The sequence below is a fragment of the Desulfovibrio sp. SGI.230 genome, from assembly GCF_050313065.1.
Classification (GTDB): domain Bacteria; phylum Desulfobacterota; class Desulfovibrionia; order Desulfovibrionales; family Desulfovibrionaceae; genus Desulfovibrio.
Genome location: NZ_JBNPKS010000009.1, coordinates 14381 through 40808, shown reverse-complemented (window position 1 = coordinate 40808; position 26428 = coordinate 14381). Strand labels below are relative to the sequence as shown.

At 64.7% G+C, this 26428-nt stretch carries 20 protein-coding genes; 7 read left to right on the top strand and 13 right to left on the bottom strand.

The genetic code is table 11. The features are described from left to right. Nucleotides 1-42 precede the first annotated feature (42 nt). From rsmA to ACQRAG_RS08395, 7 genes are all read right to left on the bottom strand, one after another. The gene (gene rsmA, locus ACQRAG_RS08425) at nt 43-861 is read right to left on the bottom strand and encodes a 16S rRNA (adenine(1518)-N(6)/adenine(1519)-N(6))-dimethyltransferase RsmA (RefSeq protein WP_297137598.1); all 819 of its coding nucleotides are present in this window, start codon (nt 859-861) and stop codon (nt 43-45) included. After that, entirely contained in the window at nt 861-2894 is a 2034-nt protein-coding gene (gene fusA, locus ACQRAG_RS08420; RefSeq protein ID WP_427803611.1) for an elongation factor G, read from the bottom strand. The genes rsmA and fusA overlap by 1 nt, the downstream gene beginning before the upstream one ends. 135 nt (nt 2895-3029) lie before the next feature. Further along, nucleotides 3030-3920, bottom strand: coding sequence for a hypothetical protein (locus ACQRAG_RS08415; protein WP_304038527.1), 891 nt, complete (start codon nt 3918-3920; stop codon nt 3030-3032). A gap of 8 nt (nt 3921-3928) precedes the next feature. Beyond that, nucleotides 3929-4795: a hypothetical protein gene (locus ACQRAG_RS08410; RefSeq protein WP_427803610.1), complete on the bottom strand. Its 867-nt coding sequence runs from the start codon at nt 4793-4795 to the stop codon at nt 3929-3931. A 934-nt stretch (nt 4796-5729) separates the two neighbouring features. After that, nucleotides 5730-6227 (bottom strand): hypothetical protein, encoded by a 498-nt coding sequence (locus ACQRAG_RS08405; protein WP_168934608.1) that lies wholly within the window; start codon nt 6225-6227, stop codon nt 5730-5732. After that, nucleotides 6224-7612, bottom strand: a complete 1389-nt coding sequence (argH, locus tag ACQRAG_RS08400; protein WP_204626553.1) for an argininosuccinate lyase — start codon at nt 7610-7612, stop codon at nt 6224-6226. Before argH ends, ACQRAG_RS08405 begins: the two co-directional genes overlap by 4 nt. A gap of 159 nt (nt 7613-7771) precedes the next feature. Next, nucleotides 7772-8980 (bottom strand): argininosuccinate synthase, encoded by a 1209-nt coding sequence (locus ACQRAG_RS08395; protein ID WP_168934606.1) that lies wholly within the window; start codon nt 8978-8980, stop codon nt 7772-7774. A 295-nt stretch (nt 8981-9275) separates the two neighbouring features. Between ACQRAG_RS08395 and carB the strand changes: the two genes are divergently transcribed. From carB to ACQRAG_RS08375, 4 genes are all read left to right on the top strand, one after another. Further along, on the top strand, nt 9276-12518 hold the full coding sequence (carB, locus tag ACQRAG_RS08390; RefSeq protein WP_168934605.1) for a carbamoyl-phosphate synthase large subunit: 3243 nt from the start codon (nt 9276-9278) through the stop codon (nt 12516-12518). 3 nt (nt 12519-12521) lie between these two features. Continuing rightward, nucleotides 12522-13649: a glutamine-hydrolyzing carbamoyl-phosphate synthase small subunit gene (carA, locus tag ACQRAG_RS08385; RefSeq protein WP_006003958.1), complete on the top strand. Its 1128-nt coding sequence runs from the start codon at nt 12522-12524 to the stop codon at nt 13647-13649. Between the two features lie 507 nt (nt 13650-14156). After that, entirely contained in the window at nt 14157-14579 is a 423-nt protein-coding gene (locus tag ACQRAG_RS08380) for a hypothetical protein (RefSeq protein ID WP_168934604.1), read from the top strand. A 50-nt stretch (nt 14580-14629) separates the two neighbouring features. After that, nucleotides 14630-14884: a glycine zipper domain-containing protein gene (locus ACQRAG_RS08375; protein ID WP_040368933.1), complete on the top strand. Its 255-nt coding sequence runs from the start codon at nt 14630-14632 to the stop codon at nt 14882-14884. Nucleotides 14885-15243: 359 nt separating this feature from the next. Here the strand turns inward: ACQRAG_RS08375 and ACQRAG_RS08370 are convergent, their stop codons facing one another. From ACQRAG_RS08370 to ACQRAG_RS08345, 6 genes are all read right to left on the bottom strand, one after another. Further along, nucleotides 15244-15822: a UbiX family flavin prenyltransferase gene (locus tag ACQRAG_RS08370; RefSeq protein ID WP_204675372.1), complete on the bottom strand. Its 579-nt coding sequence runs from the start codon at nt 15820-15822 to the stop codon at nt 15244-15246. A 186-nt stretch (nt 15823-16008) separates the two neighbouring features. Further along, a complete protein-coding gene (hysA, locus tag ACQRAG_RS08365) occupies nt 16009-17502 on the bottom strand; it encodes a NiFeSe hydrogenase large subunit HysA (RefSeq protein ID WP_168934601.1) in 1494 nt (497 codons plus the stop codon). A 47-nt stretch (nt 17503-17549) separates the two neighbouring features. Continuing rightward, complete coding sequence (gene hysB / locus ACQRAG_RS08360) at nt 17550-18500, bottom strand: NiFeSe hydrogenase small subunit (RefSeq protein WP_427803609.1); 951 nt, start codon at nt 18498-18500, stop codon at nt 17550-17552. Nucleotides 18501-18671: 171 nt separating this feature from the next. Beyond that, entirely contained in the window at nt 18672-19541 is an 870-nt protein-coding gene (gene amrB, locus ACQRAG_RS08355; protein WP_427803608.1) for an AmmeMemoRadiSam system protein B, read from the bottom strand. A gap of 1224 nt (nt 19542-20765) precedes the next feature. Next, nucleotides 20766-22028: a dihydroorotase gene (locus tag ACQRAG_RS08350; RefSeq protein ID WP_168934598.1), complete on the bottom strand. Its 1263-nt coding sequence runs from the start codon at nt 22026-22028 to the stop codon at nt 20766-20768. Further along, on the bottom strand, nt 22029-22982 hold the full coding sequence (locus ACQRAG_RS08345; RefSeq protein WP_006003985.1) for an aspartate carbamoyltransferase catalytic subunit: 954 nt from the start codon (nt 22980-22982) through the stop codon (nt 22029-22031). A gap of 359 nt (nt 22983-23341) precedes the next feature. Here ACQRAG_RS08345 and ACQRAG_RS08340 point away from each other — a divergent pair, with 359 nt between their 5' ends. From ACQRAG_RS08340 to ACQRAG_RS08330, 3 genes are all read left to right on the top strand, one after another. Further along, a complete protein-coding gene (locus ACQRAG_RS08340; protein ID WP_168934597.1) occupies nt 23342-24139 on the top strand; it encodes a sulfite exporter TauE/SafE family protein in 798 nt (265 codons plus the stop codon). 171 nt (nt 24140-24310) lie between these two features. After that, a complete protein-coding gene (locus ACQRAG_RS08335) occupies nt 24311-25174 on the top strand; it encodes a YitT family protein (RefSeq protein ID WP_427803607.1) in 864 nt (287 codons plus the stop codon). A gap of 6 nt (nt 25175-25180) precedes the next feature. Beyond that, nucleotides 25181-26383 (top strand): amidohydrolase family protein, encoded by a 1203-nt coding sequence (locus ACQRAG_RS08330; protein ID WP_427803606.1) that lies wholly within the window; start codon nt 25181-25183, stop codon nt 26381-26383. Nucleotides 26384-26428: the final 45 nt, after the last annotated feature.

Here is a 26428-nt window from a genome sequence, read left to right as displayed (position 1 = left end):
CCCCTCTGGCGTGTTGTTTTTGTAAAACTACCTGTCAGGCAATCAGTTTTTCAAGGGGTTGTCAAGCAAGGAAGCCCCGAAACGGCTGATATGCTGAAAGTCCGCCACAGTGAGCTGTTCCGGCCGCAGGGTGGGCGTGATGCCGGCCTGCTCGATGGCCGCGGACAGCCACGGGGCCAGCGGGCAGCGGCGGGCGATGCTGCCCAGCTGTTTGCGGCGCTGCTGGAAACAGACCTTGATGACCAGGGCCAGCAGATCCGGGCGCTCCGGGCGCTGGTCCAGGGGCAGGGGCTCGAAGGAGAGCACGGCGGAATCCACCTTGGGCGGCGGGCTGAAGGCGCCGGGGCCCACGATGAACTCCATGCGCGGCCGGGCAAAACTCTGCACCCAGACCGACAGGGCCCCGTAATGGCCGTTGCCCGGCCCGGCGGCCAGGCGCTGGCCCACTTCCTTCTGGACCATGAAGGCCGCCCGCACCAGGCCCGTGGCGCGGGAGAACAGGTCCCACATCATGGGCGAGGCCACGTTGTAGGGCAGGTTGCCGATGATCTTCCACGGATTGTCGGGCGTGATGCGGCTCCAGTCGAAGCGCAGGGCGTCCGTCAGCACGGCCTGGGTACGCGCCGCGCCCAGGCGCTGGCGCTCGGCGGCCCAGTGGCTGTCCTTTTCCAGCAGCACCAGCCGGGCATGGGGCTGGGCCTCGATGGCGCGGGTCAGGGCGCCGGGGCCGGGGCCGATCTCGATGACGTTGTCCGTGTCCTTGGGCAGCAGCAGGGAGGCGATGCGGTTGCAGATGCTCTCATGCCGCAAGAAGTGCTGGCCCAGACTTTTTTTGGCCTTGGGTTGGGTGCTTTCGTTCATCAGGGCAGGTCGAAGCGGTCAAAGGTGAGTACGAGCCCGGCCCGGCCCTGGGTGGCCGAGCGCAGGGAGGTCGAAAAACCGAAAAGTTTGCGCAGGGGCGCCAGCCCGCGCACATGCTTGAGCCCGGAGCGGTCCTCCAGGTCTTCCACACGTCCGCCGGCCGTGCCGAACAGGCTGATGGCCGCGCCCAGGAATTCGTCGGGCACGCTGATCTCCACCTTCATGAGCGGTTCCAGCGCCACGGGCGATGCCGCGGCCAGGGCTTCGCGCAGGGCCATGCCCGCGGCCATGTGGCAGCCGGGCACGGTGGTCTGGCCCTCGCGCCGTTCCACGGCGGTCAGGGTCACTTCCACGTCCTCCACGGGATAGCCGGTCAGGGCACCGCTCTGCAAGGCATCGCGCACGCCTTCCAGGGCGGCGTCCAGCAGGGGCTTGGGCAGCAGTTTGCGCGCTTCGGCCTCGTCGGCGGGCAAAAAGTCGCCCACCAATACGCGGTTGCCCGTGCCGCGCGGCAGGGGACGCACATGCAGCTCCACATGGCCGAAGTGGTGCTCCTTGCCCAGCTCGCGGTCGAATTCGCCCTGGCCGTCGGCCTCCTTGCGTACGGTCTCGCGCAGGATGACCTGCGGATGTCCGGCCCGGGGCGAGATGCCGTATTCGCGGGACATGCGTTCCAGCAGCACGTCCAGATGCAGTTCGCCCATGCCGGAGACCATGCGGCAGGCCGTTTCCTCGTCCATGCGCACTTCCAGCGTGGGGTCTTCGGCGGCGTAGCGTTCCAGGGCCTCGTCCAGCACCTTGCCTTCGTCGGCATTGCGCGGCTCCAGGGCCAGGGTGATGACCGGCGCGTAGGAGTCGATGGCTTCCAAGGCCAGCAGGCGGCTCTTGTGGCAATAGGTCTCGCCGGTGTGCGCGCCGCGCAGGCCCACGAGGGTCACGATCTCGCCGGTGGAGGCGCTTTCCAGCTGCTCGCGGCGGTCGGCATGCATGCGGTAGATGCGGCTGATGCGGTCCTCGGTCTTGCCGGAGGTATTGGTCAGGGCGTCGCCCTCGTGCAGGCTGCCTGCGTAGACGCGGGCAAAAGCCAGCTTGCGGCCGTTCTCCATGGGCACCTTGAAGATCAGCACCACGGCGGGCGCGGCGGCATCGGGAGGCACGGGCACCTCGTTGCCCTCGCTGTCGCGGCCCACGGGCGCGGGCACGTCCAGCGGCGAAGGCAGCAGGTCGCAGACGGCATCCAGCACGGGCTGTACGCCGCTGTTGCGCAGGGCGGAGCCGCAGAACACCGGGGTCACGGCCCGGCTCAGGGTGGCCCGGCGCAGGGCGGCGCGCACGTCGTCCAGGCTGTATTCCCCGCCCAGATACAGGTCGAGGAAGGGCTCGTCGGCCTCGGCCAGATGCTCCAGCAGGCTTTCCCGCCAGGGCTCGGCCACGGCGGCTTCCGCATCGCTCCAGGGGCGGCGGGTCACGGTGCGGCCCTGGTCGGCCTGGTCGAAGTCCAGATGCTCGCGGGCCAGCAGGTCCAGCACGCCGTCGAAAGCCTCGCCCTCTCCGTTGGGGATGGTCAGGGGCAGGGGATTGGCGCCCAGACGTTTTTTCATGCCTTCCAGCACATTGGCGAAATCAGCGCCCATCCGGTCCATCTTGTTGATGAAGGCGATCTTGGGCACGCCAAAGCTCTCCGACTGCCGCCAGACCGTCTCGGACTGCGGCTCCACACCGGCCACGCCGCAGAACACGCCCACCGCACCGTCCAGCACGCGCAGGGAGCGCTCCACCTCGATGGTGAAGTCCACATGGCCGGGCGTGTCGATGAGGTTGATGGTGTGCTCGTTCCACTGGCAGGTGGTGCAGGCCGACATGATGGTGATGCCGCGCTCCTGCTCCTCGGGCATGTAGTCCATGGTGGCGGTGCCGTCATGGACTTCCCCCAGGCGGTGGATCTTGCGGCTGTAGTAGAGCATGCGCTCCGAGAGCGTGGTCTTGCCCGCGTCGATGTGGGCGATGATGCCGATATTGCGGATGTTTTTCATGGCAGTCTCGTCAACGTATGGGCCGGGAAGTCCCGGCAGGATGGCGAAAGTATGCGCTTTCCCGCCGTTGCGCGCAAGCGGCGGGGCTGGTGGCGGCGATGGCGCCGCGGTCATCGTCTGTCCTGCCCGGGTGGTTTACAGCAGGCTGAAGGCCCGGCGACGGCAGCGGAAAAAGTCCGGCGTCAGGCCCGGGTGCAGCCAGAAGGCTTCGCAGCCGGGCGTGAGCAGCAGTTCCACCGGCCCCCCTTCGTCCTCCATGGCCAGGCGGGCGGCCTCGTCTTCTCCCAGCACGGCGGCGGGCAGGCAGGGGCCGGGCAAAGGTCCGCCGTCCAGTACGGCCCGGGCAGCCTCGCCATGCAGGGCCTGTGCCGTGCAGTCCGGGCCGTGAGCGAAGGCCAGCAGCTCTGCGTCCACGGTAGTGTCCTGCGGCAGCAGGAACAGGGGCAGGGCGTCTTCGCGCCAGATGCGTCCCGGCAGGTCGCGGCGTTCCGGCAGGGCGTCCTCGTCCAGACCGTGCAGCAGGACCACGCGGCACTGGGGCAGTTCGCCCGTCAGGCGCGTGAAATCGGCAGCCGGAAGGGCAAAGGCATCTTCCACACCGACCAGCTCCAGGGTCACCAGCACTTCGGGCGTGGGCTCACCGCCAAGACAGAACGCCCCTGTCAGCGGGACACCGGCCAGGATGGCGGGCATGAGGGCCGCCGCCAGACGGGCGGGCGAACGCAGCGAGGCCGGGAAGGCCACCAGGGCAAAGGGCGCCGGGCCGTCCGTAGCCGTCCGGCGGAAGCCCCGGCGGGGGAAGCGCTCGTCCCGGCAGGTCCGGCTGTCCATCTCTCCGGCGTGGGCCTGATGCAGGGCCAGCGCGGTCTTGATGGCGGCACGCAGGTGTGCGGGCGTGTCCTCGTAAGCTGCGGCGCGCGGTTCGTCAGGTACCCGGAAGGCTTCCAGCCACTGGGGCCAGGCCGGGCCGCTGTCCTCTTCCGCGAAGATATCCTCACAACCGGTGGGCATGCAGATGCTGTCCATGAGGGCTCCTACAGGCTGTCACAGGCCAGGGCGTACAGGCGGGCCTCCATGAGGCGGCGGGCCGCCAGCCGTTCCGGCCAGAAGGCCGCGGCACGACGCAGAGCGGTATCCGAAGCCCGGTCGGCAGGCGCAAGGCCGTGCCAGGAGAGCACGGCGGCGTCCTCGGCGGCCAGGGCCAGCAGCTCGTCCGTCAGGGGCCAGCCGCTGGTCAGGGGCGCGGCGGTGCACTGTTCCGGACCGTGGCCCATGTACACGGCGTGGGCGTTCTCCAGCACCAGCTCGGGGTCGCGGCTCAAAAAGATCTTGGCGCCCGCACGCAGGGCCATATCCAGCAGGGAGTGATCGGGTTCGCCCCATTCGGGCAGGGCCATGAACAGTTCGAAGGGCGCGTAGATGGCGGCCGTGATCAGATCGCAGGCCAGGCCGCACTGGGCACCGCCCAGCCAGGAGATGCGCAGGCTCTCCCAGTCCCCGTGCCGGGCGGCCAGCAGGGCAAGGTCGGCCAGGGCCTGGCCCGGCGCGCCCTTGTCGTTGCCCGCATTGACCACCGCTCCCGGCAGACCGGCGGCCAGGCAGTCCAGAGCGCCGCCCTTGAGCCCGGCGGTCAGGCAGAGCCCGGCATGGGCGTAAAGCGGGGCCTGGAGGTCACAGGAGGCCATGTCCTGGGCCCAGAGCGCGGGCGGCAGCATGTCCACGTCCATGCCCAGCTGACGGGCCGCGGCCGTGGCGGCCAGCACGTCCTGCGTGTCGGCGCCGTCAGCGGCCAGCAGCAGGGCCGTCTTGCCGGTCAGGGGGGCGGGCTGGCCCTCCATCTGCATCAGTTGCCAGAAGGTGGACTGTCCCAGGTCACGGATACGCAAGATCTGCCGGGCCATGATAACTCCTTGTGCTGTACTTGAAGGCGGCGAAAGGGTGGGACGAGGGGGAAGAGGGAAACCTTTTGGAAAAGGTCTCCCTCTTCCCCCTCGAGCTCCCCCATCACCCTTGCCAAAACTTTTTATTCAGGTCCATGCGACTGTGTCGCAGAGCCCCGGGCAGCCATCCCGCTCCGGTCCCCCGGTGCCGTGGAGGGGCTGCACGGTGGAAGGGCGTGCGGCCCCGCCGTGTCCCATATCCGTGTCGGCGTGTGCATCGTGTTCCGGTCAGGCAGCGCAAAGCGTTTTCCGGAAGGCTGCGGGCAACAGACTCGGAGCGGGCACGGGGCGGCGGAAGCGGGACAAGGGCTCGGGCCAGTCTTTCCGGCTTCCGGGGCATGACGGGCAGCCGCCCGGCACAGCGAACAGTCTGGACAAATCCTGCGCTATGGTCTGCCACAAATCAAGGAAATTTCTTTTTTTCTGGGCAGGGGCCTGTGGGCGGCGCCGGCATCCTTCATGGGCGAAGGGCGGTACGGGCGCATTTCCGCACAGCGGCAAGAACCTGATGGGCTGGTTCGGAGAGCGGGAGAAAAAAGGTCGTGGAGAGGGGAGAAGTCGGGCTGTAACGGTTGGGCGGTATGGATCCGTAGACAGGCAGGGATGCCGCACCGGGCCGTGGCGCAAAAGGCTTTTGTCTTTCCTGACTTACGCCGGAATACCATGCCGGAAGAGGGAACCTCAGGCCGTGTGCGCATCACCAACGCTTCACAGCGTCTCGGCATATCCCGGGCCGACGGATCACTGCATGCTTGCAACAATTCAGGACCGTGCCGTCGTTTGCAGAAAAATTTGTCCTGATAACGCGCGCTGGGAGGGGGAGGGAGTTTGAGGGAGGGGGGACCTTCTCGTGCTGGCAGAAAGTCCCCCTCCCTCAAGAAACAGCCTTTTCTGCTCAGGGTCGGGGGCATTCGCGCCAGCGGGCATTGAGCAGGAAGTGGGCGTCGGTCTGGACGCCGGGATCCTTCATGGCCTTGGCGGCAAAGGCACCCCAGGGCAGGGTGGCGCAGTCTTTGGCGGCGCTGCGGGCGATATGCATGAGCTTGCCCTCGCGCTTGTGCTGGTCGAACAGGAGCACGGCGGCCACACAGGCGGCATCGAAGCGGCCCATGTCCAGCGATTTGTCGATCAGGGCCGCCAGGCGGGCGTCCTTGCTGTCATGGGTGGCAAAACCCGTGGAAGCGTTGGTGATGGACTCACGCAGCAGCTTGCCTTCGGGGTCGGCTTCCAGGTCGATGTGGTAGGTCTGGGCCACGGCCACGAGACCGGGCTCCAGCGGCGGAACCTCGGGCTTGCCCAGGTTGCGCCACAACCAGGTGCCCAGCACGGCTACGCCCATGACGGCGCAGAAGAGCAGGGGCACTTTCCAGCCGGTGGCTTTTTGCTGGCTCATGCGCGCTCCTGCAGCCAGCTGCGCAGCTGCTCGATCTGGCGGGCCACGGAACGGGGACCGGTACCGGCGGGCGTCTCGCGGCGGCGCACGGCGGCGGCGTAATCCAGCACGGCATAGACGTCATCGGCGATGCGGGCGTCCAGCTGCTGGAGTTCGGCCAGCGAAAGGTCTTCCAGACCCTTGCCCTGCTTTTCGGCCAGGGCCACGGCATGGCCCGTGACGTGATGGGCCTCGCGGAAGGGCAGGCCCTTGCCCACCAGATAGTCGGCCAGTTCCGTGGCGTTGAGGAAGCCGCGGGCGCAGGCGGCGCGCATGCGGTCGGTGCGGAAGGTCAGTTCTTCCAGCATGCCGGCCATGAGCATCAGGGAAGCATCCACGGTGCGGTCGGCATCGAGGAAGCCTTCCTTGTCTTCCTGCAGGTCGCGGTTGTAGGTCATGGGCAGGCCCTTCATGATGGTCAGCATGCCCATGAGCGAGCCGTAGACGCGGCCGGTCTTGCCGCGCATGAGTTCGGCTACGTCGGGGTTCTTCTTCTGGGGCATGATGGACGAGCCCGTGGAGTAGCCGTCGGAGAGCTGCACGAAGCCGAAGGCCGGGTTGGCCCAGATGATGAGCTCTTCACACAGGCGGGACAGGTGGGCCATGATGCAGGAACCGGCGAACAGGGCCTCCAGCACGAAATCACGGTCGGAGACGGCGTCCATGGAGTTGCCGTAGATGCCGTCGAAGCCCACTTCGTCGGCCACGCTCTGCGGATCGAGGGGATAGGTGGTGCCGGCCAGGGCGGCGGAGCCCAGCGGGGAGATGCGCACGCGCTTGAGCACGTCGTCCAGGCGCATGCAGTCGCGGCGGAACATCCAGGCGTAGGCCAGCAGATGGTGGGCCAGGCTCACGGGCTGGGCGGGCTGCATGTGGGTGCAGCCGGGCAGGATGTCGTCCTGATGGCCGTCGGCGCAGGACACCAGGGTGGCGCACAGGTGGGCGGCGCGCTGCTGCCAGACCTTCAGGCGGTCGGCCACGAACAGGCGGAAGGTCAGGCCCACCTGGTCATTGCGGCTGCGGCCGGTGTGCAGCTTTTTGCCCACGTCGCCGATGATCTCGGTGAGGCGGGCCTCGATGTTCATGTGCACGTCTTCCAGCGCCGGTTTCCAGACAAAGGCGCCGGATTCGATCTCCTGCTTCACGGCATCGAGACCGTTGACGATCTGCTCGGCCTCGTCGGGGGTGATGACGCCCTGACGGCCCAGCATGCGGGCATGGGCCTGGGAACCGCGGATGTCCTGGGCATAGAGGGCGCGGTCATAGGTCTGGGAATCGGTATAGGCGGCCACGGCTTCTCTGGGGCCTTCGGCGAAGCGGCCGCCCCAGCTCTGATTGGTGCTCATGGAAAGATCTCTCTGCCCCGGGAGGGGCCGGTGTATGCGCTGCGGCGCGCGATGACAAGGGGCCGGAAACGGCGGCGCCCCGTGCGGGATGCGGACGGGGCGGCCTTCCGGATGGAAAGAACGGGGCGGACGGGTCTCCCCGTCCGCCGTGAGGAAGACTTACTTGCCCAGCTTGTTCTGGACCGCGGCGTACATGCCGAGGCGCAGGCAGTTGAGGCGGATGAAGCCGGCAGCGTCCTTGTGGTCGTAGTTGCCGCCTTCGAAGGTGGCCAGGTCTTCGGAGAACAGGGAGAAGGGAGAGGTACGGGCCAGGGGCCACACGCCGCCCTTGTACAGCTTGGCGCGCACGGTACCGGTGACGGTCTCCTGGGACTTGTCCATGAAGGCCTGCATGGCTTCGCGTTCGGGCGAGAACCAGTAGCCGTTGTACACGGCGTGGGAGTAGGGCACGGCCAGCATGTCACGCAGCTGCAGCAGTTCGCGGTCCATGCACAGGCCTTCCAGGTCGCGGTGCAGGGCGTAGAGCAGGGTGCCGGCGGGGTTTTCGTACACGCCGCGGCACTTCATGCCCACGTAGCGGTTCTCCACCATGTCGTCACGGCCGATGCCGTGCTTGCCGGCCAGTTCGGCCAGGGTCTTGATGATGGTGTAGGGCGACATCTTTTCGCCGTTGACGGCCACGGGGTTGCCGTGCTCGAAGCTCACTTCGATGATCTCGGGCTCGTTGGGGGCCTGTTCCACGGGCACGCAGCGCTCGTGGCAGGACTCGTGGGGAGCGTTGCCCGGATCTTCCAGCTCGCTGCCTTCGAAGCTGGTGTGCATCATGTTGGCGTCCATGCTGTAGCGCTTGGCTTCCTTGGAGATCGGGATGCCGTGCTTTTCAGCAAAGGCGTTGAGGGCCGTACGGGACATCAGGTCCCATTCGCGCCAGGGGGCGATGACCTTCAGGTCGGGGGCCAGGGCCTTGGCGGCGAACTCGAAGCGCACCTGGTCGTTGCCCTTGCCGGTGGCGCCGTGGGCGATGGCGTCAGCGCCTTCCTTGCGGGCGATGTCCACCAGGGCCTTGGTGATGATGGGGCGGGCGATGGAGGTGCCCAGCATGTAGCGGTTCTCGTACCGGGCGGCGCCGCGCATCATGGGGAAGACGAAGTCGCGGGCCATTTCTTCACGCAGGTCCACAACGTAGGCCTTGGAAGCGCCGGTCTTGTAAGCCTTGGCTTCCACACCGCTCAGGTCTTCGGGCTGGCCCAGATCGGCAGTGACGGTGATGACTTCGCACTTGTAGGTTTCGATCAGCCACTTGAGGATGACGGAGGTGTCCAGGCCGCCGGAGTAGGCGAGCACAACTTTCTTGATGTCTTTGTTCATCGTAAGGCCTCGTAAAAAAGATTGAGAGGGAAGCAGTATTCTCCAAAAGCCCGTCCTTGGCAAGTGCGAAAGGGGGCAAAAGGCCCGCAGGCGCACGCTTTGGCCCTGGCCGTGCCCTTGGCCGGACATCCTGCCGGGAAGGGCAGGCAGCATCTTGACGAAGGCAGCGCAAGCGGATAGAAAAAAACGTTTTAACCGGATGTCTTCCGTGCAATGCGCCATGGGGCGGCAGGGGAGGCACCCGGAGGGGCAGGGCCGCACCCCTGCGATTTTCCCAACCATACAGGAACATCCAATGCCCAAACGCACGGATCTACACAAAATTCTGGTTATCGGCGCAGGTCCCATCGTCATCGGCCAGGGCTGTGAATTCGACTATTCCGGCTCCCAGGCCGTGAAGGCCCTCAAGGAAGAAGGCTACGAGGTGGTGCTGGTCAATTCCAACCCGGCCACCATCATGACCGACCCCCACATGGCCGACGCCACCTATATCGAACCCATCGAGCAGCAGACCCTGGCGGCCATCATCCGCAAGGAACGCCCCGATGCCCTGCTGCCTACCCTTGGCGGACAGACGGCGCTCAACGCCGCTCTTGGTCTGGCCAAGAGCGGCGTTTTGGCGGAGTGCGGCGTTGAGCTCATCGGTGCGCGTGCCGAAGTCATCGAAAAGGCCGAAAGCCGCGAACTGTTCCGGCAGGCCATGGAGAACATCGGCCTCAAAGTGCCTGCCAGCGGCATTGCCCACAACATGGATGAAGTGCGCGCCCTGGGCGACGTGCTGCCCTTCCCGCTGATCATCCGCCCGGCCTTCACCCTGGGCGGCACCGGCGGCGGCATCGCTTACAACATGGCCGACCTGGAAGAAGTGGCCGGTCACGGCCTTTCCGCCAGCCCCGTGTCCGAAGTCATGATCGAGCAGAGCGTGCTGGGCTGGAAAGAGTTCGAGATGGAGGTCATGCGCGACAAGAATGACAACTGCGTCATCGTCTGCTCCATCGAGAACGTGGACGCCATGGGCGTGCACACCGGCGACTCCATCACCGTGGCCCCGGCCCAGACCCTGACCGACGCCGAATACCAGATGATGCGCGACGCTTCCTTCGCCATCATGCGCGAGATCGGCGTGGAGACCGGCGGCAGTAACGTGCAGTTCGGCATCAACCCCGCCAACGGCGAGATGGTGGTCATCGAGATGAACCCGCGCGTGTCGCGTTCCTCGGCCCTGGCCTCCAAGGCCACCGGCTTCCCCATCGCCAAGCTGGCCGCCAAGCTGGCCATCGGCTATACCCTGGACGAACTGCGCAACGACATCACCCGCGAGACCGCGGCCAGCTTCGAGCCGGCCATCGACTACTGCGTGGTCAAGATCCCGCGCTTCACCTTTGAAAAATTCCCCGGTGCCAAGGACGAGCTGACCACCTCCATGAAGAGCGTGGGCGAAGCCATGAGCATCGGCCGCACCTTCAAGGAAGCCCTGCAGAAAGGCCTGCGCTCCATGGAGATCGGCGCCTCCGGCCTGGGCTTCAACTTCCGTCGCGAGCTGCCGCCCCTGCCCGAGATCATGGCCGGTCTGCGCAAGCCCCATTCGCGCCGCATCTTCACCCTGCGCCAGGCCCTGCTGGCCGGCGTGAGCGTGGAAGACATCCACGAGGCTTCCGGCATCGATCCCTGGTTCATCCGCCAGATGCGCGACATCGTGGACATGGAGACCCGCATCCGCGACTTCGGTCTGGCCAACGACATGACGCCCCTGAACCCCGAGCTGCCGGAGATCCTGCGCGAAGCCAAGGAATACGGCTTCTCCGACCGTCAGCTCTCCGAGATGTGGAAGCGTCCCGAGACCGACATCCGCCGTCTGCGCAAGGAAATGGGCATCGTGCCCACCTTCTACCTGGTGGATACCTGCGCCGCGGAATTCGAAGCCTACACGCCCTATTACTACTCCACCTATGAAAAGGGTGACGAAGTGCAGACCAAGGACTGCCGCAAGGTGCTGATCCTTGGCGGCGGCCCCAACCGTATCGGCCAGGGCATCGAGTTCGACTACTGCTGCTGCCATGCCTCCTTCGCCCTGCGCGACGCGGGCATCATGGCCATCATGGTCAACTCCAACCCCGAGACCGTGTCCACGGACTACGACACCTCCGACCGCCTGTACTTCGAGCCCCTGACCTTTGAAGATGTGATGAACATCGTGGAAAAGGAAAAGCCCGAAGGCGTCATCGTGCAGTTCGGCGGCCAGACCCCGCTGAACCTGGCCGTGCCGCTGATGCGCGCCGGTGTGCCGATCCTGGGCACCTCGCCCGATGCCATCGACCGCGCCGAAGACCGCGAACGCTTCCAGGCCCTCATCGAAAAGCTGGGCCTGCTCCAGCCGCCGAACGGTACCGCCATGGACCTGGATCAGGCGCTGGAAGTGGCCGAGCGCATCACCTATCCCGTGGTGGTGCGTCCCAGCTACGTGCTGGGCGGCCGCGCCATGGCCGTGGTCTATGACAAGGAAGAGCTGGTGGATTACTTCCGCGAACAGGTGCCCGAAAAGCCCGAGCATCCCATCCTCATCGACAAGTTCCTGGAACATGCCGTGGAAGTGGACGTGGACGCCCTGTCCGACGGCAAGGAAGTCTATGTGGCCGGCATCATGGAACACATCGAAGAAGCCGGTATCCACTCCGGTGACTCGGCCTGCGTGCTGCCTTCCTTCTCGCTCTCCTATGACCACGTGGCCCTCATCGCCGCCCAGGCCGAAGCCCTGGCCCGCGAGCTCAAGGTCGTGGGCCTGATGAACATCCAGTTCGCCATCAAGGGCGACGACCTGTACATCCTTGAAGTGAACCCGCGTGCCTCGCGCACCGCGCCCTTCGTCTCCAAGGCTACCGGCGTGCCGCTGCCTTACATGGCCACCCAGGTCATGCTGGGCAAGACCCTGGACGAGCTGGATCCCTGGAGCATGCGCCGCGGCGGCTTCACCTGCGTCAAGGAAGCCGTGCTTCCCTTCCAGCGCTTCCCCGGCGTGGACATCATCCTCGGACCCGAGATGCACTCCACCGGCGAAGTCATGGGCATGGGCAGCGACTTCCCCGAAGCCTACTACAAGAGCCAGCTGGCCTCCGGTCAGGATCTGCCGCAGGGCGGCAATGTCTTCATCTCGGTCAATGACCGCGACAAGCCCATCCTGCCCGAAGTGGCGGCCATGTTCGCCGACCTGGGCTTCCACCTGCTGGCCACGCGCGGCACGGCCCGCTACCTGCGCGAGCGCGGTCTGGAAGTGGAAGAAGTGCTCAAGGTCTACGAAGGCCGTCCCAATATCGTGGACCGTATGATCAACGGCGACGTGGCCCTGGTCATCAATACGGCCTCGGGCAAGAACACGGCCCGCGACTCCAAGTCCATCCGTCACACGGCCGTGAGCTACGGCGTGCCTTACTGCACCACCGTGGCCGGTGCCAAGGCCTCGGCCATCGCCATCGGCAAGCGCCGCGAAGACACGCATGTGGAAAGCCTGCAGGAATACTACGCGCGGGAAGCGCGGGGGTAAGATATGAAAGCATTACTGGTACTTGAAGACGGTTTCTGCCTTCAGGGCAAATCCTTTACCGGCGATTTCGAAACCGGTGGGGAAGTGATTTTCAATACAGGCATGACCGGCTATCAGGAAGTGCTCACCGACCCCTCCTATTACGGGCAGATGGTGTGCATGACCTATCCGCTCATCGGCAACTACGGCATCACCGCCGAAGACATGGAATCCGGCCGCGTGCACATGCGCGCCCTGCTGGTCAAGGAATGCTGCAAGGAGCCCTCCAACTGGCGCTCCAAGGAATCCCTGCCGGACTTCCTCAAGCGCTGGAACGTGCCCGGCATGGAAGGCCTGGATACCCGCGCCCTGACGCGCCACCTGCGCATCAACGGCGCCATGCGCGGCATCATCTCCACCCGTGACCTGGATGTGGAGAGCCTGCGCGCCAAGGCCTGCGCCCTGCCCAGCATGGAAGGCCAGAACCTGGTGCCCTTCGTGGCCGCCCAGAAGCCTTACATCCTCACGGCCGACGGCCCCAAGGACGCCCAGTTCGACGCCAACGGCGCCTATGCCTGGCAGGGCACGGGCATCCCGCTGCTGGTCTATGACTTCGGCGTGAAATGGAACATCCTGCGCCTGCTGGCCGAAGTGGGCTTCGAGCCCCTGGCCGTGCCGCCTTCCTTCACGCCGGACCAGGCCCGCGCCAGCGGTGCCAAGGGCGTGTTCCTGTCCAACGGCCCCGGCGACCCCGCCACCCTGAAGGACGAGATCGCCATCATCCGCGAACTGGTGAAGGAATTCCCCGTGACCGGCATCTGCCTGGGCCATCAGCTCATCGGTCACGCCCTGGGCGGCACCACGGCCAAGCTGAAGTTCGGCCACCACGGCTGCAACCATCCGGTCAAGGATCTGGGCACGGGCCGCATCGAGATCTCGTCCCAGAACCACGGCTTCCATGTGGTGCTGGACGGCCTGGACGATGTGGAAGCCACCCACATCAACCTCAACGACCAGACCCTGGAAGGCCTGCGTCACAAGACCCTGCCCATCATGAGCGTGCAGTATCATCCCGAAGCGGCCGCCGGTCCCCACGACGGGCGTTACCTCTTCGAACGCTTCCATGAGATGATGAAGGCCGCTCTGGCCTAAGATCTGGCGGGATTTTTGAGGGGGGACCCCCTCGCCTAGCGCGAGAGGGGTTCCCCCCTCAAACTCCCCCCTCCCCAGCGCGCTTTATCAGGTATCTGTTTACAGGGCTCTTCCCGTTCGGAAGGGCCCTGTTTTTTTATGCTGCGGAGGAGTAGGGACAGGGCGTTGGCAACACGCAGGGATGCCCTGTGAACAGAAGAGCGAAGACCGGGCGTGCTACAGGAATGCTTTCCCAAAGGGCTATTGATGCAGGGCTGATGTGGGGCCAGCGCTCAGGCCGTACAAGAGGGATGCGTTGCCGTCAAAGGACGGACATCTGGGGAGGGTGAAGGAAAACTACTGCGATACCGGGCCCTGACGTTTCGCTCACGCTATTGGTGCCAAGGTTCCGGCACAGGCTTGCCATCACCTGCGCACTTGGGCTATCGTCGTGATATCGGTCCGAATCTGCTGCAGGCAGGTCGGCCTTCAACTGTCCGCAAGGGCAACAGACCAAAGGAGTCTGGAGTGAAAAAAGCCATCATGAGCCTTTGTCTGGCTGCGGCGCTTGTGTTCGGGGCTGCCGGCGTTCAGGCGGCAGATCAGGACAAGGGCAACAATCCCGTGCTGCAATTCACGGGCAGCGTGTGGCAGAAGAGCAGCCTGGACAACAAGCTGAGTTTCCTGTTCGGCATGGATACCGCCATCGCCACGGAATACTTCGTCAACAGCCGGGAAGCTGAACTGGCCGCCAAGAACGGCAAGATGCCTGTGTCCAACCTGTCCAAGTTCGAAAAGGGCTGGATGAAGGCGTTCAAGGACGTGAAGCGCACCACCATCGTGGAAGAAGTGGATGCCTGGTATGCGGCTCACCCTGACAGACTGGACCGTCCTGTCCTGGGTGTGCTGTGGTTTGAACTCGTCGAGCCGCGCCTTGCGGCCGCTCAATAACGGATCGTCCCTCACGAACTGATACGCTGCTGCGTATTGTGGAGACTTCTATGAAAAAACTGTTTGCGATCATCTTGATGGCCGCCTTTATGGCGACGGGCGTCGCCTGCACCAATATGTCCCCCACCCAGCAGGGCGTGGCCAGCGGTGCTGCGCTGGGTACGCTGGGTGGTGCCGGCGTGGCCGCCATTTCCGGCGGTTCCGTGGGCTGGGGCGCTCTGGCTGGTGCCGGTATGGGTGCTCTGGCCGGTGGTATCGTAGGCAACCAGCAGGAAAAGAGCCGTTACCACCATCGCGGCTGGTAACCCCGCTTTTTTTGCTTTGTGACAGCGACCGCTCCCTTCGGGGAGCGGTTTTTTTATGGCCTTTATCCTGTTGCATTCCACGGTGCGAAAGGGAAAACCATCCTTGATCCCCGGGGCATCATTTTTCTGCATCTCCGGCAGAAGTCCCCTCCTGTTCCTCGTGCGTTTCCATACGAAAGATGCCGGATGGACCTTCCCCGTATTTCCGGGGGACAGGGGCGTCGGGCACGGTCTGTCGCGTTACTTCATCCTGCCATAGACCAGGGCAAAAGTTTTGGGGAGGGGATGGGGGAGTTTGAGGGGGAAGGGGAGGGCTTTTTTCAAAAAGTCCTCCCCTTCCCCCTCAGCACATATTTGCTTCAGCTCCTCTCATCCGAAGGGCCCTGCCAGCGGCGGCACAACTGGTGGGACAACCCCAGCTGATCGAAGATGCGGCCGCAGAACTGGCCCATGAGCCCTTCGAGGGTATCCTCCCCGCTGTAGAAGGCGGGCATGAAGGGCATGATGACGGCTCCGGCCTCACTGGCCCAGAGCATGTTGCGCAGATGGATGCGGCTCAGGGGGCTTTCCCGGGGGACGAGGATCAGGGGGCGGCGCTCTTTGAGGGTCACGTCGGCGGCGCGGTGCAGCAGGTTGGTTCCGGCACCGGTGGCGATGCTGGCCAGGCTGCTCATGGAGCAGGGGCAGACCACCATGCCGTCGTGCTGCCAGGAGCCGCTGGCCGGGGCGGCTCCCAGACAGGCCGCATCATGGCTGACGTCGGCCAGGGCATGCAGGGCGGACGGGGCAAGGCCGCATTCCGCTTCCAGCACGGCATGGGCCCCGGGGGAAAGGATGAGGTGGCTTTCCACGTCGGGCAGGGCAGCCAGATGGCGCAGCAGACACAGGGCCAGGGGCATGCCGCTGGCACCGCTGACACCTACGATGATTCGTTTCATAAAAGCTCCTTGGCCGTACCCTCCCCGGAGGAGGGCCTCTGCCGCAGGCAGCGGAAGGGGTGCCCTTTGGCAGGATGGCAGGAAGGCGGTCGGGGACGGAAAACTGAGGATACGGTGGGAGAGAGGGAAAGAAAAGTCCCCCCTGCCACACGGACAGGGGGGACAAAGCGACAAATCGCGCGGAACCTAGCCCAGGTTCACGATGGATTCTTCGCCGGTCTCAGCGTGCAGCACGTGCACGGCACAGCCCAGTCACGGGTCGAAGGCGCGGATGGTGCGCCCAACATTGACGGGGTTGTTGATGTCCGGGACCTGCACACCGATGAGGGCTTCTTCCAGAGGACCACGGCGGCCCTTGTCGTCGCGGGGCGAGCAGTTCCACAGAGTGGCGGAGATGATCTGGTAGCTGTCGATCTTCTGGTCCTTCACACGGATGTAGTGGACCAGAGAACCACGGGGCGCTTCGGTGCAGCCGTAGCCTTCGGCGCTCTGCGGGATCTCGAAGGGGGTGAAGGTCTCGCCGTCGGGCTTGACTTCCTTCAGCCAGCCTTCCACAGCATTGGCGATGAGCAGGGCTTCTTCGGCGCGGGCCACGTGACGGCCCATGATGGAGAAGACCTTGTCCCAGCCCAGGTCGCGGATGGTGCGGGCTTCGATGCCGAACTTTTCCTTCAGCATCTTCACGCCCACTTCGGACAGCGGCGCGTTGGCCACCCACATGCGGGCGGCGGGGCCCACTTCGATGACTTCGCCGTCGTAGCGGGGAGCCTTGACGAAGGAGTAGGCGTCCTTCTTGTCCAGGTTGGGGTTGGTCTCGGCGCCGGCAGCACCCTTGCCGGTGGTGGCGTCGTCGTACCAGGCGTACTTGAGGTCTTCGGTGATCTTCTTGGGATCGAATTCCACGTCACGGCCATTGAGGAAGATACCGGCCTTGAGCAGGTGGGTCTTGCCGTCGTCGGTCATGGGGAACACGCCGAAGCAGGAGCAGCCGTGCACGCCCTGGCCCTGTTCGAACAGGTCCTTGTACACGGAGCCCACGATGTAGGTGATGGGCAGGTATTTTTCGACGATGAACTGGCGCACCTTCTTGAAGCGGGCCGCGTATTCCAGCAGGGCTTCCTTGGTGGGCATTTCAGTGGCACCGCCAGGCACGATGCCCTGCACATGGGGCATGCGGCCGCCGAAGAGGGCGACCATCTCGTGGGCGATGCGGCGCACTTCCAGGGCTTCCAGGTACTGGTCCACGCCCACCTTGTTGGCTTCGGGGGGCAGGCGCAGGTCGGGCTGGGCGAAACGCGGCACGAAGGGCGCGGTATCGGGGCCGGCCACGAAGTCCAGAGCGGCCAGATGGTAGAAGTGCAGGATGTGCGACTGCAGGTAGTTGGCGCCCAGGATCAGGTTACGGGTGATGCGGCCGTTGCCGGTCACCTTGATGTTGAAGGCGCTTTCCTGCGCCAGGGCGGAAGCCATGGCATGGGAGGTGGGGCACACGCCGCAGATGCGCTGCACGATCTGGGTGGAGTCACGCGGGTCGCGCCCTTTCAAAATCTGTTCAAAACCGCGGAACATCCCACCGGTGAGGTGGGCGTCCACAACCTTGCCGTTCTCCACCACCACTTGGGCCTTGAGATGGCCCTCGATTCTGGTGACGGGATCGATGGCGATAGTGGCCTTGGCCATAAAGCTCTCCTTTGAACGTCAGAAAAAATGGAAAAGCCGGGCCGCTTCTAGTTGCTGTAGAAGGGGCTCTGTCCGTCGGGGAACGAGGGCTCGGTGCAGCCGATGCAGATGGCGTTGGCCACGCACCAGTTGACGCCGTTCCATTTACGTTCAAACGAGTCGCAGTACGCACCGGGGCCCTTGCAGCCCAGGTCGTAGCGGCAGCCGTCCTTCTCGGTGAAGGTGGCGGAGAACTTGCCTTCGTCGTACTTGCCCAGATAGGGGCAGTTCTCGTGCACGTTGCGACCGTAGAAAGGCAGCGGACGGCCTTCGCTGTCCAGCAGGGAGACCACTTCGGCCAGACCGGCTTCCAGGCCCTTTTCCTTGATCTTCTGGAGGGCCAGGGCGATGGTGCCCACGATCCAGTCAGGCTGGGGCGGGCAGCCGGGGATGTTGACCACGGGGGTCTTGATGCCGGCCTGCTTGAGCATGGCACCGGTACCCATGGCTTCGGTCACGGAACCCTTGGCAGCGGGGATGCCGCCGTAGGCAGCGCAGGTACCCAGGGCCAGCACGGCGGCGGCATCGGGAGCCAGCCTTTTGACCAGGTCGGCCATGGTGATCTCGGTGTGGCCCTCTTCGGCCACCACGCAGTAGCGACCATCCTTGGCCAGCGGGATGGAACCTTCGATGGCCAGGAAGAACTTGCCCTTGAAGTTCTTGGCAATGTTCAGCATGTGGGTGTAGGCGTCGTGGCCTTCACCACCCATGACGGTAGGATGGTACTCGAGGCTGATGATCTTCAGCAGCACATCAGCGATGGAGGGGTTGACGTTGTTCAGCAGCGACACTGAACAACCGGTACAGCCCTGTCCCTGCAGCCAGATGACAGGGGGGCGCTCGCCAGTCAACGTGCCGGCCAGGGCTTCGCGAACCGCAGGATGGAACATCTGCGCAACGCCGAAACCCGCCACTGTGCCGGTGCACAGTTTGACGAAATCACGCCTGTTGAGACTCATGCATGCCTCCTCATGTTGGCGTAGTGAAAAAAAACGGCAGTCGGGTTATGCCAAACGACATAAGTAATATGGATGTACCAAGGCCGGAAGATTGTGTCAACGTAACAATCCGAAGAAACAGGCTTAGGACAAGGGATTCCGAGCTCTTTGCTTGTTTTTTTGACGGACCTTTCAGCAGCTGAAGATACGCAGTCCGGCGTAGCCCACGACGTGTCCCGTATCGTGCGAAACAGCGGCGGACGTTTCGTGCATGACCAGGGTTGCGCGTACTGCCGCATCGGGTGCCCAGGCGTGCAGGGCATAGAATGCCAGAGCCAGCGGCGCGGCCCCGCACATGCTGATGCCCTCCCGGGCCACAGTGGCCAGCAGGGCGTCGGCATCGCCTTTGAGGGCGGCGTCCAGGGCTAGGTCGTCCTTGCGCAGGGTGGTCCGCTGGTCTTCGTAGTGGTTCATGTCCGAGCTGACCAGCAGCAGGGGGCGCTGGCCGTCGCGGCTCCGGCAGCGCTCCAGGACCCGGGCCAGGCGTTGTCCGGCCGTGCGCAGCACAGGGGCCTGGCCGGTGCCCACACAGACAGGCACCACATGCAGGGGCGCATCGCCCGCGCAGACCTGGAGGAAGGGCAGCAGAACCTCGATGCTGTGTTCCCGCACATGTCCCATGACATCAGCGCTGAAATCCTCGTCGGCCTCGCAGAGCAGGCGGGCCATCTCACCGTCCACGGGCACGGGACCCAGCGGGGTCTGCCAGGCACCGGCGGGCCAGACGGACAGGGGCGTGCCCAGGCCGGTATGGTTGGGGCAAAGCAGGAAGACCGTGCGCGGCAAGCGCACGTGGGCCAGAGTGGCGCCGATGACCCGACCGCTGTAGACGTGCCCGGCATGGGGGAGCATGAGGCCCGCCAGATGGGCCGCATCCCCGGCGGCAAGGACCGAAGCGGGCAGGGCCGCCCCCTGTTTCAGGAACGACTCCACTTCGGCGCGCAGGTCGGCCGGGACATCAGTATAAAAACGGCCTGCGACAGCGGGCTGACGAAGATGCATGGCGGTATCCTCCCGAAAAAGATCTTGAACTGGAAGGAGCATAGCGCCGGCGGCGGACAAAGACCAGCAAGACCGGAGCAGCTTTCCCGGCGGAAAAGGGCAGGGGAGGGAAGATGGCGGCGAAGGCGGGGGAGGGCCTGCAAGGCTGTATCAGCTGCTTTACCCAAGAGACTTTTCGCCTCAGGAATGTAGGCGTGCCTCGTCCATCAGGTTTTGGCGATGCAGGCATTGGCGGGCATAAGAAAGGCACCTTTGCATCTCAAAGGTGCCTTTCCGCATCATTTGTATTGCATGGAAGTTTTTGTTTCCCTGCGACTTGTTCCTGAAAAGGGAATCGCAGGCCCATCAGACAGGCCATTGGCATGGCATCAATAAGGGTATCCCCATATGTCCGGGCAAAGGGCGCAGGATAAAAGAGAGGTGAGCAAGGTCAGGAGCAACATTCTTTGGCAAGCCCGGTCGGCAGCGTCAGCAGTTTGTTATAAGAGCAGCCGTGAGCCACAACATGCTCAGACAAACATGCGCAAGCAGCAATGCACGTTTGAGAGACCATCGGCACACACAAAGCCATATTCCAGACAAAAACCAAACGATCAGACAGGCAAGGTGAAGCAAGTAAAGACTTTCCGAGGCATAGTACCACAGTCGAGCCACGGGCCCTTCACCGCCCCACAAGCAAGCGTATTTCTCCGGTGCGGTTTTGACGTTCCAGACTTCACTCATCCATACTATGGTCATGAAGCCACAAAACAGCAGCCATATAAATTCCCATGAAAAAATATTTATGGATGCTAATTTATTCTTCATTGTGATTTTTTAAGGAGATATACGTTCACGATATGTATTTACGATGGTCTTTAAAACGCTTGCCGGCTGCTTTCATGGCATAGGTGGGAACGATACACGCACAAGCTCCAGGGATATCTTCGCTCATGATAAGCCCGGGAACAGGAGACATACGATAACCGACGTTTGGGGGATTAGTTTCGTCCTGTCCTGAGTCCTGAGCAGGGGACAGTCCTGTGCGTCATTGGGGAGGGGATGGGCCACGCCTCGTGCTGCCCGAAAGCAGGCGCAGGCCGTGACCGTTGCGACAGGGCACCTGCGGGCATCGACAGCAGCGCTACGGGGAGCCCTTCCTCCGATCCGAAAAAAAGTGCCATGCCCGTCGGCACGGACACCGTTCGGGCATGGCACAAAGTTACAAGGGCTTTTCCCAGTTTTTTAGAACAGCTGCACGCCGCCCAGCCAGTGATGGCGGACGCGGCCCTGCATCTCCCGGCCCAGGAAGGGGGTGTTGTAGCTCTTGGAGTACAGGGTCTCGCGGCTGACGGTCCACTTTTCTTCGGGATCGAAGAGGAAGAAGTCGGCCGGATCACCGGGCTCGAAACGGTTGAGGGGCAGATTGAAGATCTCGGCCGGGCGCACGCTCCAGAGGCGGTGCAGGTCGGCCTCGCTGATGACGCCCTCGCGCACCAGCTGCCAGGTCAGGGTCAGGGCCAGATCCATGCCGGTGAAGCCGCAGGGGGCCTCGTCCAGGGTACGCTCCTTTTCATGGGCGGCGTGGGGGGCGTGGTCGGTGGCCAGGATGTCGATGGTGCCGTCCTTGATGGCCCGGCGCAGGGCCTCGCGGTCTTCGGGGCGGCGCAGCGGCGGGCTGACCTTGGCGTTGGTGTTGTAGCCGTCCAGCGCGGATTCATCCAGCGTCAGGTAGTGGGGGCAGGTCTCGGCCGTGACCTTGACGCCGCGGGCCTTGCCCCAGGCGATGATGTCCACGGTCAGGGCGCTGGAGACGTGGGCGATGTGCACGGGCAGGTTCAGATATTCGGCCAGCATGATGTCGCGGGCGGCCTGCACGGCCTCGCCCACCGGGGGCTGGCCCTTGACGCCCAGGCTGCCGCTGAGGGGACCTTCGTTCATGACCCAGCCGCGGGCCAGGGTGCTGTCCTCGCAGTGATCGATGAAGGTCAGGCCCAGGTCGGCGCCGTATTCCATGACGCGGCGCAGCAGTTCGGTGCCGGGCATGGGACGGCCGTCGTTGGAGATGGCCACGCAACCGGCGTCCTTGAGCTCCTGCAGGGGGGCCATCTCTTCACCGGCCAGGCCCACGGTGGCGGCGGCGATGGGGCAGAGGCGCGGACCGTGGGGATGGGTCTGGGCGGCGCGGTCCAGCATGAAACGGGTGACGCTGGCGTTGTCGTTGACGGGCTTGGTGTTGGCCATGCACATGACCGAACCGAAACCGCCGCGGGCGGCGGCCTCCAGGCCGGTGTTGATGTCTTCCTTGTATTCGAAGCCGGGCTCGCGCAGGTGGACGTGGGCGTCCACCATGCTGGGCATGAGGATCAGGCCGCGGGCGTCCACGATCTGGCTGCCTTCGGGCGCGGCGTGATGGCCGGCGGGGGTCATGGTCACGATCTTGCCGTCCCGCACCAGCAGGTCAACGGGGGCGTCCAGGTGACGGGCGTTCTTGATGCACAGGGTCATTTAGCAACCTCCATCGTTACGGGTGGCCAGCAGGTAGAGGACGGCCATGCGGGTGGCCACACCGGACGCCACCTGATCGAGGACCAGGCTGCGCGGGTCGTCGGCCACGTCGTTGGAAATCTCCAGCCCGCGGTTCATGGGGCCGGGATGCAGGACCTTCACGCCGGGGTGGGTGAGTTCCAGATGACGTTCGGTCAGGCAGAAGCGGCGGGAATATTCGGCCAGGTCGGGCAGCAGGCCTGCCTGCTGGCGTTCCAGCTGCAGGCGCAGGCACATGACGGCGTCGGTGTCGCGCACGGCCTGGTTGAGGTCGCCGTACACGTCCACGGGCCAGGATTCCACACCGGCGGGCAGCAGGGTGCGCGGCGCACACAGGCGCACCTTGGCGCCCAGCATGGTGAGCAGGTGCACGTTGGAGCGGGCCACGCGGCTGTGGGCGATGTCGCCCAGGATGAGCACCTGCTTGCCGGCAAAGGCATCGCCCCAGACCTGCCGCAGGGCGAAGCTGTCCAGCAGGGCCTGGGTGGGATGGGCATGCCAGCCGTCACCGCCGTTGACGATGCCGCAGGAGACACGCTCGGCCAGGAACTGGGCCGCGCCGCTGCTGGGATGACGGATGACGATGACGTCAGGCCCCATGGCCTGCAGGGTCAGGGCCGTGTCCTTGAGGCTCTCGCCCTTGTTGAGGCTGGAACCGGACTTGGCCAGGGAGTAGGTGTCGGCGGAAAGGCGCTTGCCGGCCACATCGAAAGACGTCTTGGTGCGGGTGCTGTTCTCCACGAAGAAGAGCACCACGGTCTTGCCCTTGAGGGTAGGCACCTTTTTGACGGGTCTCAGGTTGATTTCCTGGAAACTGGCGGCCACGTTCAGCAGGTGACGCACGTCCTGTGCGTCGAGCTGGGTGACATCCAGCAGGTCTTTGTGCGGCCAGCGGTACGTAGTATCTGTAGTCATGGCGTCGTGGGGTTGCAGGATTAAAAAAAAGCCCGCTCAACGGCGGGACAAAAGAAAAACCGGGCAGAACCCCTGCGAACGGCGTTCACAGGGCGCAGATCACCGCGGTACGTTGCCAGACATTTCATGGGGGCAAACCTAGACGCTGCCGGGCGCTTTGTAAAGCAAAAAGTCAGTTGACGCTTTGGGGGGCTTTGTCTACTTTCTTGAGGTATTGCGCCGGACCAGCGGCAGGTGTCCGGTGCCTGTCCCGGGGGCGTGACGGGGCCCGTGGCCCCACGCCTTTTTGTTTTTTCTGCCGTTTCGTACCGCGATCGCGCCTCCGGGCACGACCTGCGCTGCCATGGAGGAAGGTCGTCATGCTCGTTTCAATCCTTGTCTATTTGTGCTGCGGCGCCGTGGCCGGTGTGCTTGCCGGTCTGCTGGGCGTGGGCGGCGGTATCGTCATCGTGCCCATGATGGTGGCGGTCTTTCCCAGTCAGGGCATCCCGGCCGAATATGTGCAGCAGATAGCCCTGGGCACCTCGCTGGCCAGCATCATGATCACGTCCATCTCCAGCAGCCGGGCCCATCACAAACGCGGTGCCGTCCACTGGGACATCTTCCGCAACATCACGCCCGGCATCCTGCTGGGCACCTTCCTGGGCGGTCTGGTGGCCACCCACATGCCGACCCTGTTCCTGAAGGTCTTCTTCATCTGCTTCCTGGGCTTCGTGTCCCTGCAGATGCTGTCCAACTACCGTCCCCCGGCCAGTCGTGAGATGCCCGGCGCCCTGGGCACCGCCGGTGTGGGCGGCGTCATCGGCCTCATCTCCAGTTTCGTGGGCATCGGCGGCGGGACGCTCTCCGTGCCGTTCATGAGCTTCTGCAACGTGCCCCTGCATCACGCCGTGGGCACCTCGGCCGCCATCGGCTTCCCCATCGCCGTGGCCGGTACGCTGGGCTATATCGTGGGCGGCTGGAATGCCCCCGGCCTGCCCGCCGGCTGTGTGGGCTTCGTGAACCTGATGGCCTTTTTCGGCATCGCTGCCGCCAGCTTCATGACGGCCCCCATCGGCGCCAGGCTTTCCCACTCCCTGCCCACGGCCAAGCTCAAGAAGGGCTTTGCCGTCTTCCTCATCATCGTGGCCCTGCGCATGCTGGTGGGCCTGTTCTAGGATCATCCCCGGGCGGACCGGGACCGTCACCGTTTCGGGGCCTCGCGTCCCTGCCGAGGCCGTCGTGCTCTTTTGCGGAGCGCGGCGGCCTTGGACGGAACGGGCCTGTCCGGCCCTGTTTCAAGGCTGGCACGCGGCCTTCCACCGTAACCATTTCGAATCGGGAGACCCATGAAGCTGAAAACATACAATAACAGGCTCGCTGAGTCCGTCTGGTGGAACCTGCTCTGGCTGACCATCGGCGCCTTTTTCGTCACCGTATGCGTCAAGAGCGTCGTGGCTTCGCACGCCATGCTGGCGGGCGGTGTCCTGGGCATGGCCCTGCTGGTGTTCTACAATACCGGCCTGCTGACGCCCCTGATCTGGTATCTGGTGCTCTCCATCCCCATCTGGGTCTGGGGCTGGTTCTTCGTGGGGCGCCGCTTCTTGCTCTATACGGCCTACGGCACCATCTGCACCACCATCTTCGGCATGTTCGTGGACTTCCAGATCCCCATCAACAACGAGGTCTACGCCGCCGTGGTGGCCGGGGTGCTGCACGGCACCGGCGTGGGCATGATGCTGCGCACCCTCGGCAGCGGCGGCGGTACGGACATCATCGCCGTGGCCTTGAAACAGCGCTGGAACATCCCCATCGGGCAGTTCAGCTTTGCGGTCAACATCTGCATCTTCCTGGTGGGCGCGTTCAGCCTGTCGCTGGACATCATCATCGCGTCCACCATCATGATGTTCATCTCGGCCAATACGCTGGAGTATGTGGTGGGCCTGTTCAACCACCGCAAGCTGGTGATGATCATTTCCAAGAAGGGCGAGGAGGTCAGCGAGGCCATCCTGGCCAGCGAGCGCTTCGGCGTGACCCTGATCCGGGGCAAGGGCGCCTATTCCGGCGGCGACAGGGAGATCCTGCTCACCGTCACCAACAACGTGGCCCTCAAGCGTCTGGAGAACCTGGTCTTCATGGTGGACCCCAAGGCCCTGTTCGTGGTGGAAAACACCTTTTACGTGTCCGGCGGACAATTCTCGCGCCGGAATTGATGCCCTATGCTGCAAGAACATGACGACCGGCTCCGCATCATCCGCGCCCGGACCATCCTGGATATGCTCGGGGAGCGCCCCGCCACGGGCCGCGACCTTTTCCGTCCCCTCAAGGGCCTGGACAATGCGGCGCTGCTGGTACGCGGCGGCCGCGTCCTGGACGTGCTGCCCTGGAAGAGCGTGCGCGTGCCTGTCGGGACCCCGGTGACGGACATGGGCGACGTGACCCTGATGCCCGGCAGCATCAATGCCCACTGCCATCTGCAATTGTCGCATACGGCGGGCCGGACGTTGTTCGGCGCGGGCTTCACGGCCTGGCTGCGCAGCCTCATCGCCCTGTTGCGCGAAGAGCATGACGGCACGGCCCTGATCGGGGCCTGCCGGGACATGGCCGCGGCGGGCACGGCCCATGTGGGCGATTATGCCGGGGACGGCCTGCTGGCGGTGGATGCCGCCGTGCGGGCGGAAGGCATGGGCGTGACCCATTTTTGCGAATGGTTCGGCGGCCAGGCCCCCTTCATCGACGACGGGCGTCCCTGGCCGCCGCGCTGCCGTGCCCTGCTGGAAGGCCGGCCGGAAGTGGCCGGGCGCTGTGCTCCGGCCGGGCACGCCCTGTATTCCACGGATGCCCGCGTGTTGCAGGATGCGCGGCAGTGGTGTCGGCTGAAGGGGCGTCCCTTCGCCCTGCATCTGGCGGAATCCGAGGACGAGACGCGCCTGCTGCTTGACGGCGAGGGCCCCCTGTGGGACTGCTACCGGGGCATGGTGCTGCCGGAAGAGTGGGCCGTGCCGCATCTGCGGCCTGTGGCCTATGCCCGGCGTCTCGATCTGCTGGGCCCGGGCACGCTGGCCGTGCACGGCGTGCAGCTGGAGCCCGCCGAAGTGACGGCCCTGGCCGCCAGCGGCAGCGCCCTGTGCCTGTGCCCCCGTTCCAACGAATATCTGGCCGTGGGCACGGCGCCCGTGGCCGCGCTGCTGGAGTCCGGCCTGCTGTGCTGTCTGGGCACGGACGGCCTCAGCTCCAACACGGATCTGGATGTGCGTCAGGAAGCTGTTTTTTTGCGCGAAAGGCTGGACGTTGCCCCGCAGGCCCTGATACGGTGCCTCACTGTGAACGGGGCCGCCGCACTGGGCCTTGCCGGATACGGGCGTCTCGAACCCGGGAGCAGGGCCGTTTTCAGTGTGCTGCCTGAAAGCCTCTCCATCTGATCCCATGCTATTTCGGCCGGTATGTCTCCGGCCTTCCACGACAGT

Coding starts and splice junctions, on each gene's coding strand:
- ACQRAG_RS08375 (WP_040368933.1), top strand. CDS start 14,630: ATGAAAAAACTGTTTGCGATCATCTTGATGGCCGCCTTTATGGCGACG.
- ACQRAG_RS08410 (WP_427803610.1), bottom strand. CDS start 4,795: ATGGCCCGGCAGATCTTGCGTATCCGTGACCTGGGACAGTCCACCTTC.
- argH (WP_204626553.1), bottom strand. CDS start 7,612: ATGAGCACCAATCAGAGCTGGGGCGGCCGCTTCGCCGAAGGCCCCAGA.
- carA (WP_006003958.1), top strand. CDS start 12,522: ATGAAAGCATTACTGGTACTTGAAGACGGTTTCTGCCTTCAGGGCAAA.
- carB (WP_168934605.1), top strand. CDS start 9,276: ATGCCCAAACGCACGGATCTACACAAAATTCTGGTTATCGGCGCAGGT.
- fusA (WP_427803611.1), bottom strand. CDS start 2,894: ATGAAAAACATCCGCAATATCGGCATCATCGCCCACATCGACGCGGGC.
- ACQRAG_RS08350 (WP_168934598.1), bottom strand. CDS start 22,028: ATGACCCTGTGCATCAAGAACGCCCGTCACCTGGACGCCCCCGTTGAC.
- ACQRAG_RS08395 (WP_168934606.1), bottom strand. CDS start 8,980: ATGAACAAAGACATCAAGAAAGTTGTGCTCGCCTACTCCGGCGGCCTG.
- ACQRAG_RS08415 (WP_304038527.1), bottom strand. CDS start 3,920: ATGGACAGCATCTGCATGCCCACCGGTTGTGAGGATATCTTCGCGGAA.
- ACQRAG_RS08370 (WP_204675372.1), bottom strand. CDS start 15,822: ATGAAACGAATCATCGTAGGTGTCAGCGGTGCCAGCGGCATGCCCCTG.
- hysB (WP_427803609.1), bottom strand. CDS start 18,500: ATGAGTCTCAACAGGCGTGATTTCGTCAAACTGTGCACCGGCACAGTG.
- amrB (WP_427803608.1), bottom strand. CDS start 19,541: ATGCATCTTCGTCAGCCCGCTGTCGCAGGCCGTTTTTATACTGATGTC.
- ACQRAG_RS08340 (WP_168934597.1), top strand. CDS start 23,342: ATGCTCGTTTCAATCCTTGTCTATTTGTGCTGCGGCGCCGTGGCCGGT.
- ACQRAG_RS08345 (WP_006003985.1), bottom strand. CDS start 22,982: ATGACTACAGATACTACGTACCGCTGGCCGCACAAAGACCTGCTGGAT.
- ACQRAG_RS08330 (WP_427803606.1), top strand. CDS start 25,181: ATGCTGCAAGAACATGACGACCGGCTCCGCATCATCCGCGCCCGGACC.
- ACQRAG_RS08335 (WP_427803607.1), top strand. CDS start 24,311: ATGAAGCTGAAAACATACAATAACAGGCTCGCTGAGTCCGTCTGGTGG.
- rsmA (WP_297137598.1), bottom strand. CDS start 861: ATGAACGAAAGCACCCAACCCAAGGCCAAAAAAAGTCTGGGCCAGCAC.
- ACQRAG_RS08405 (WP_168934608.1), bottom strand. CDS start 6,227: ATGAGCCAGCAAAAAGCCACCGGCTGGAAAGTGCCCCTGCTCTTCTGC.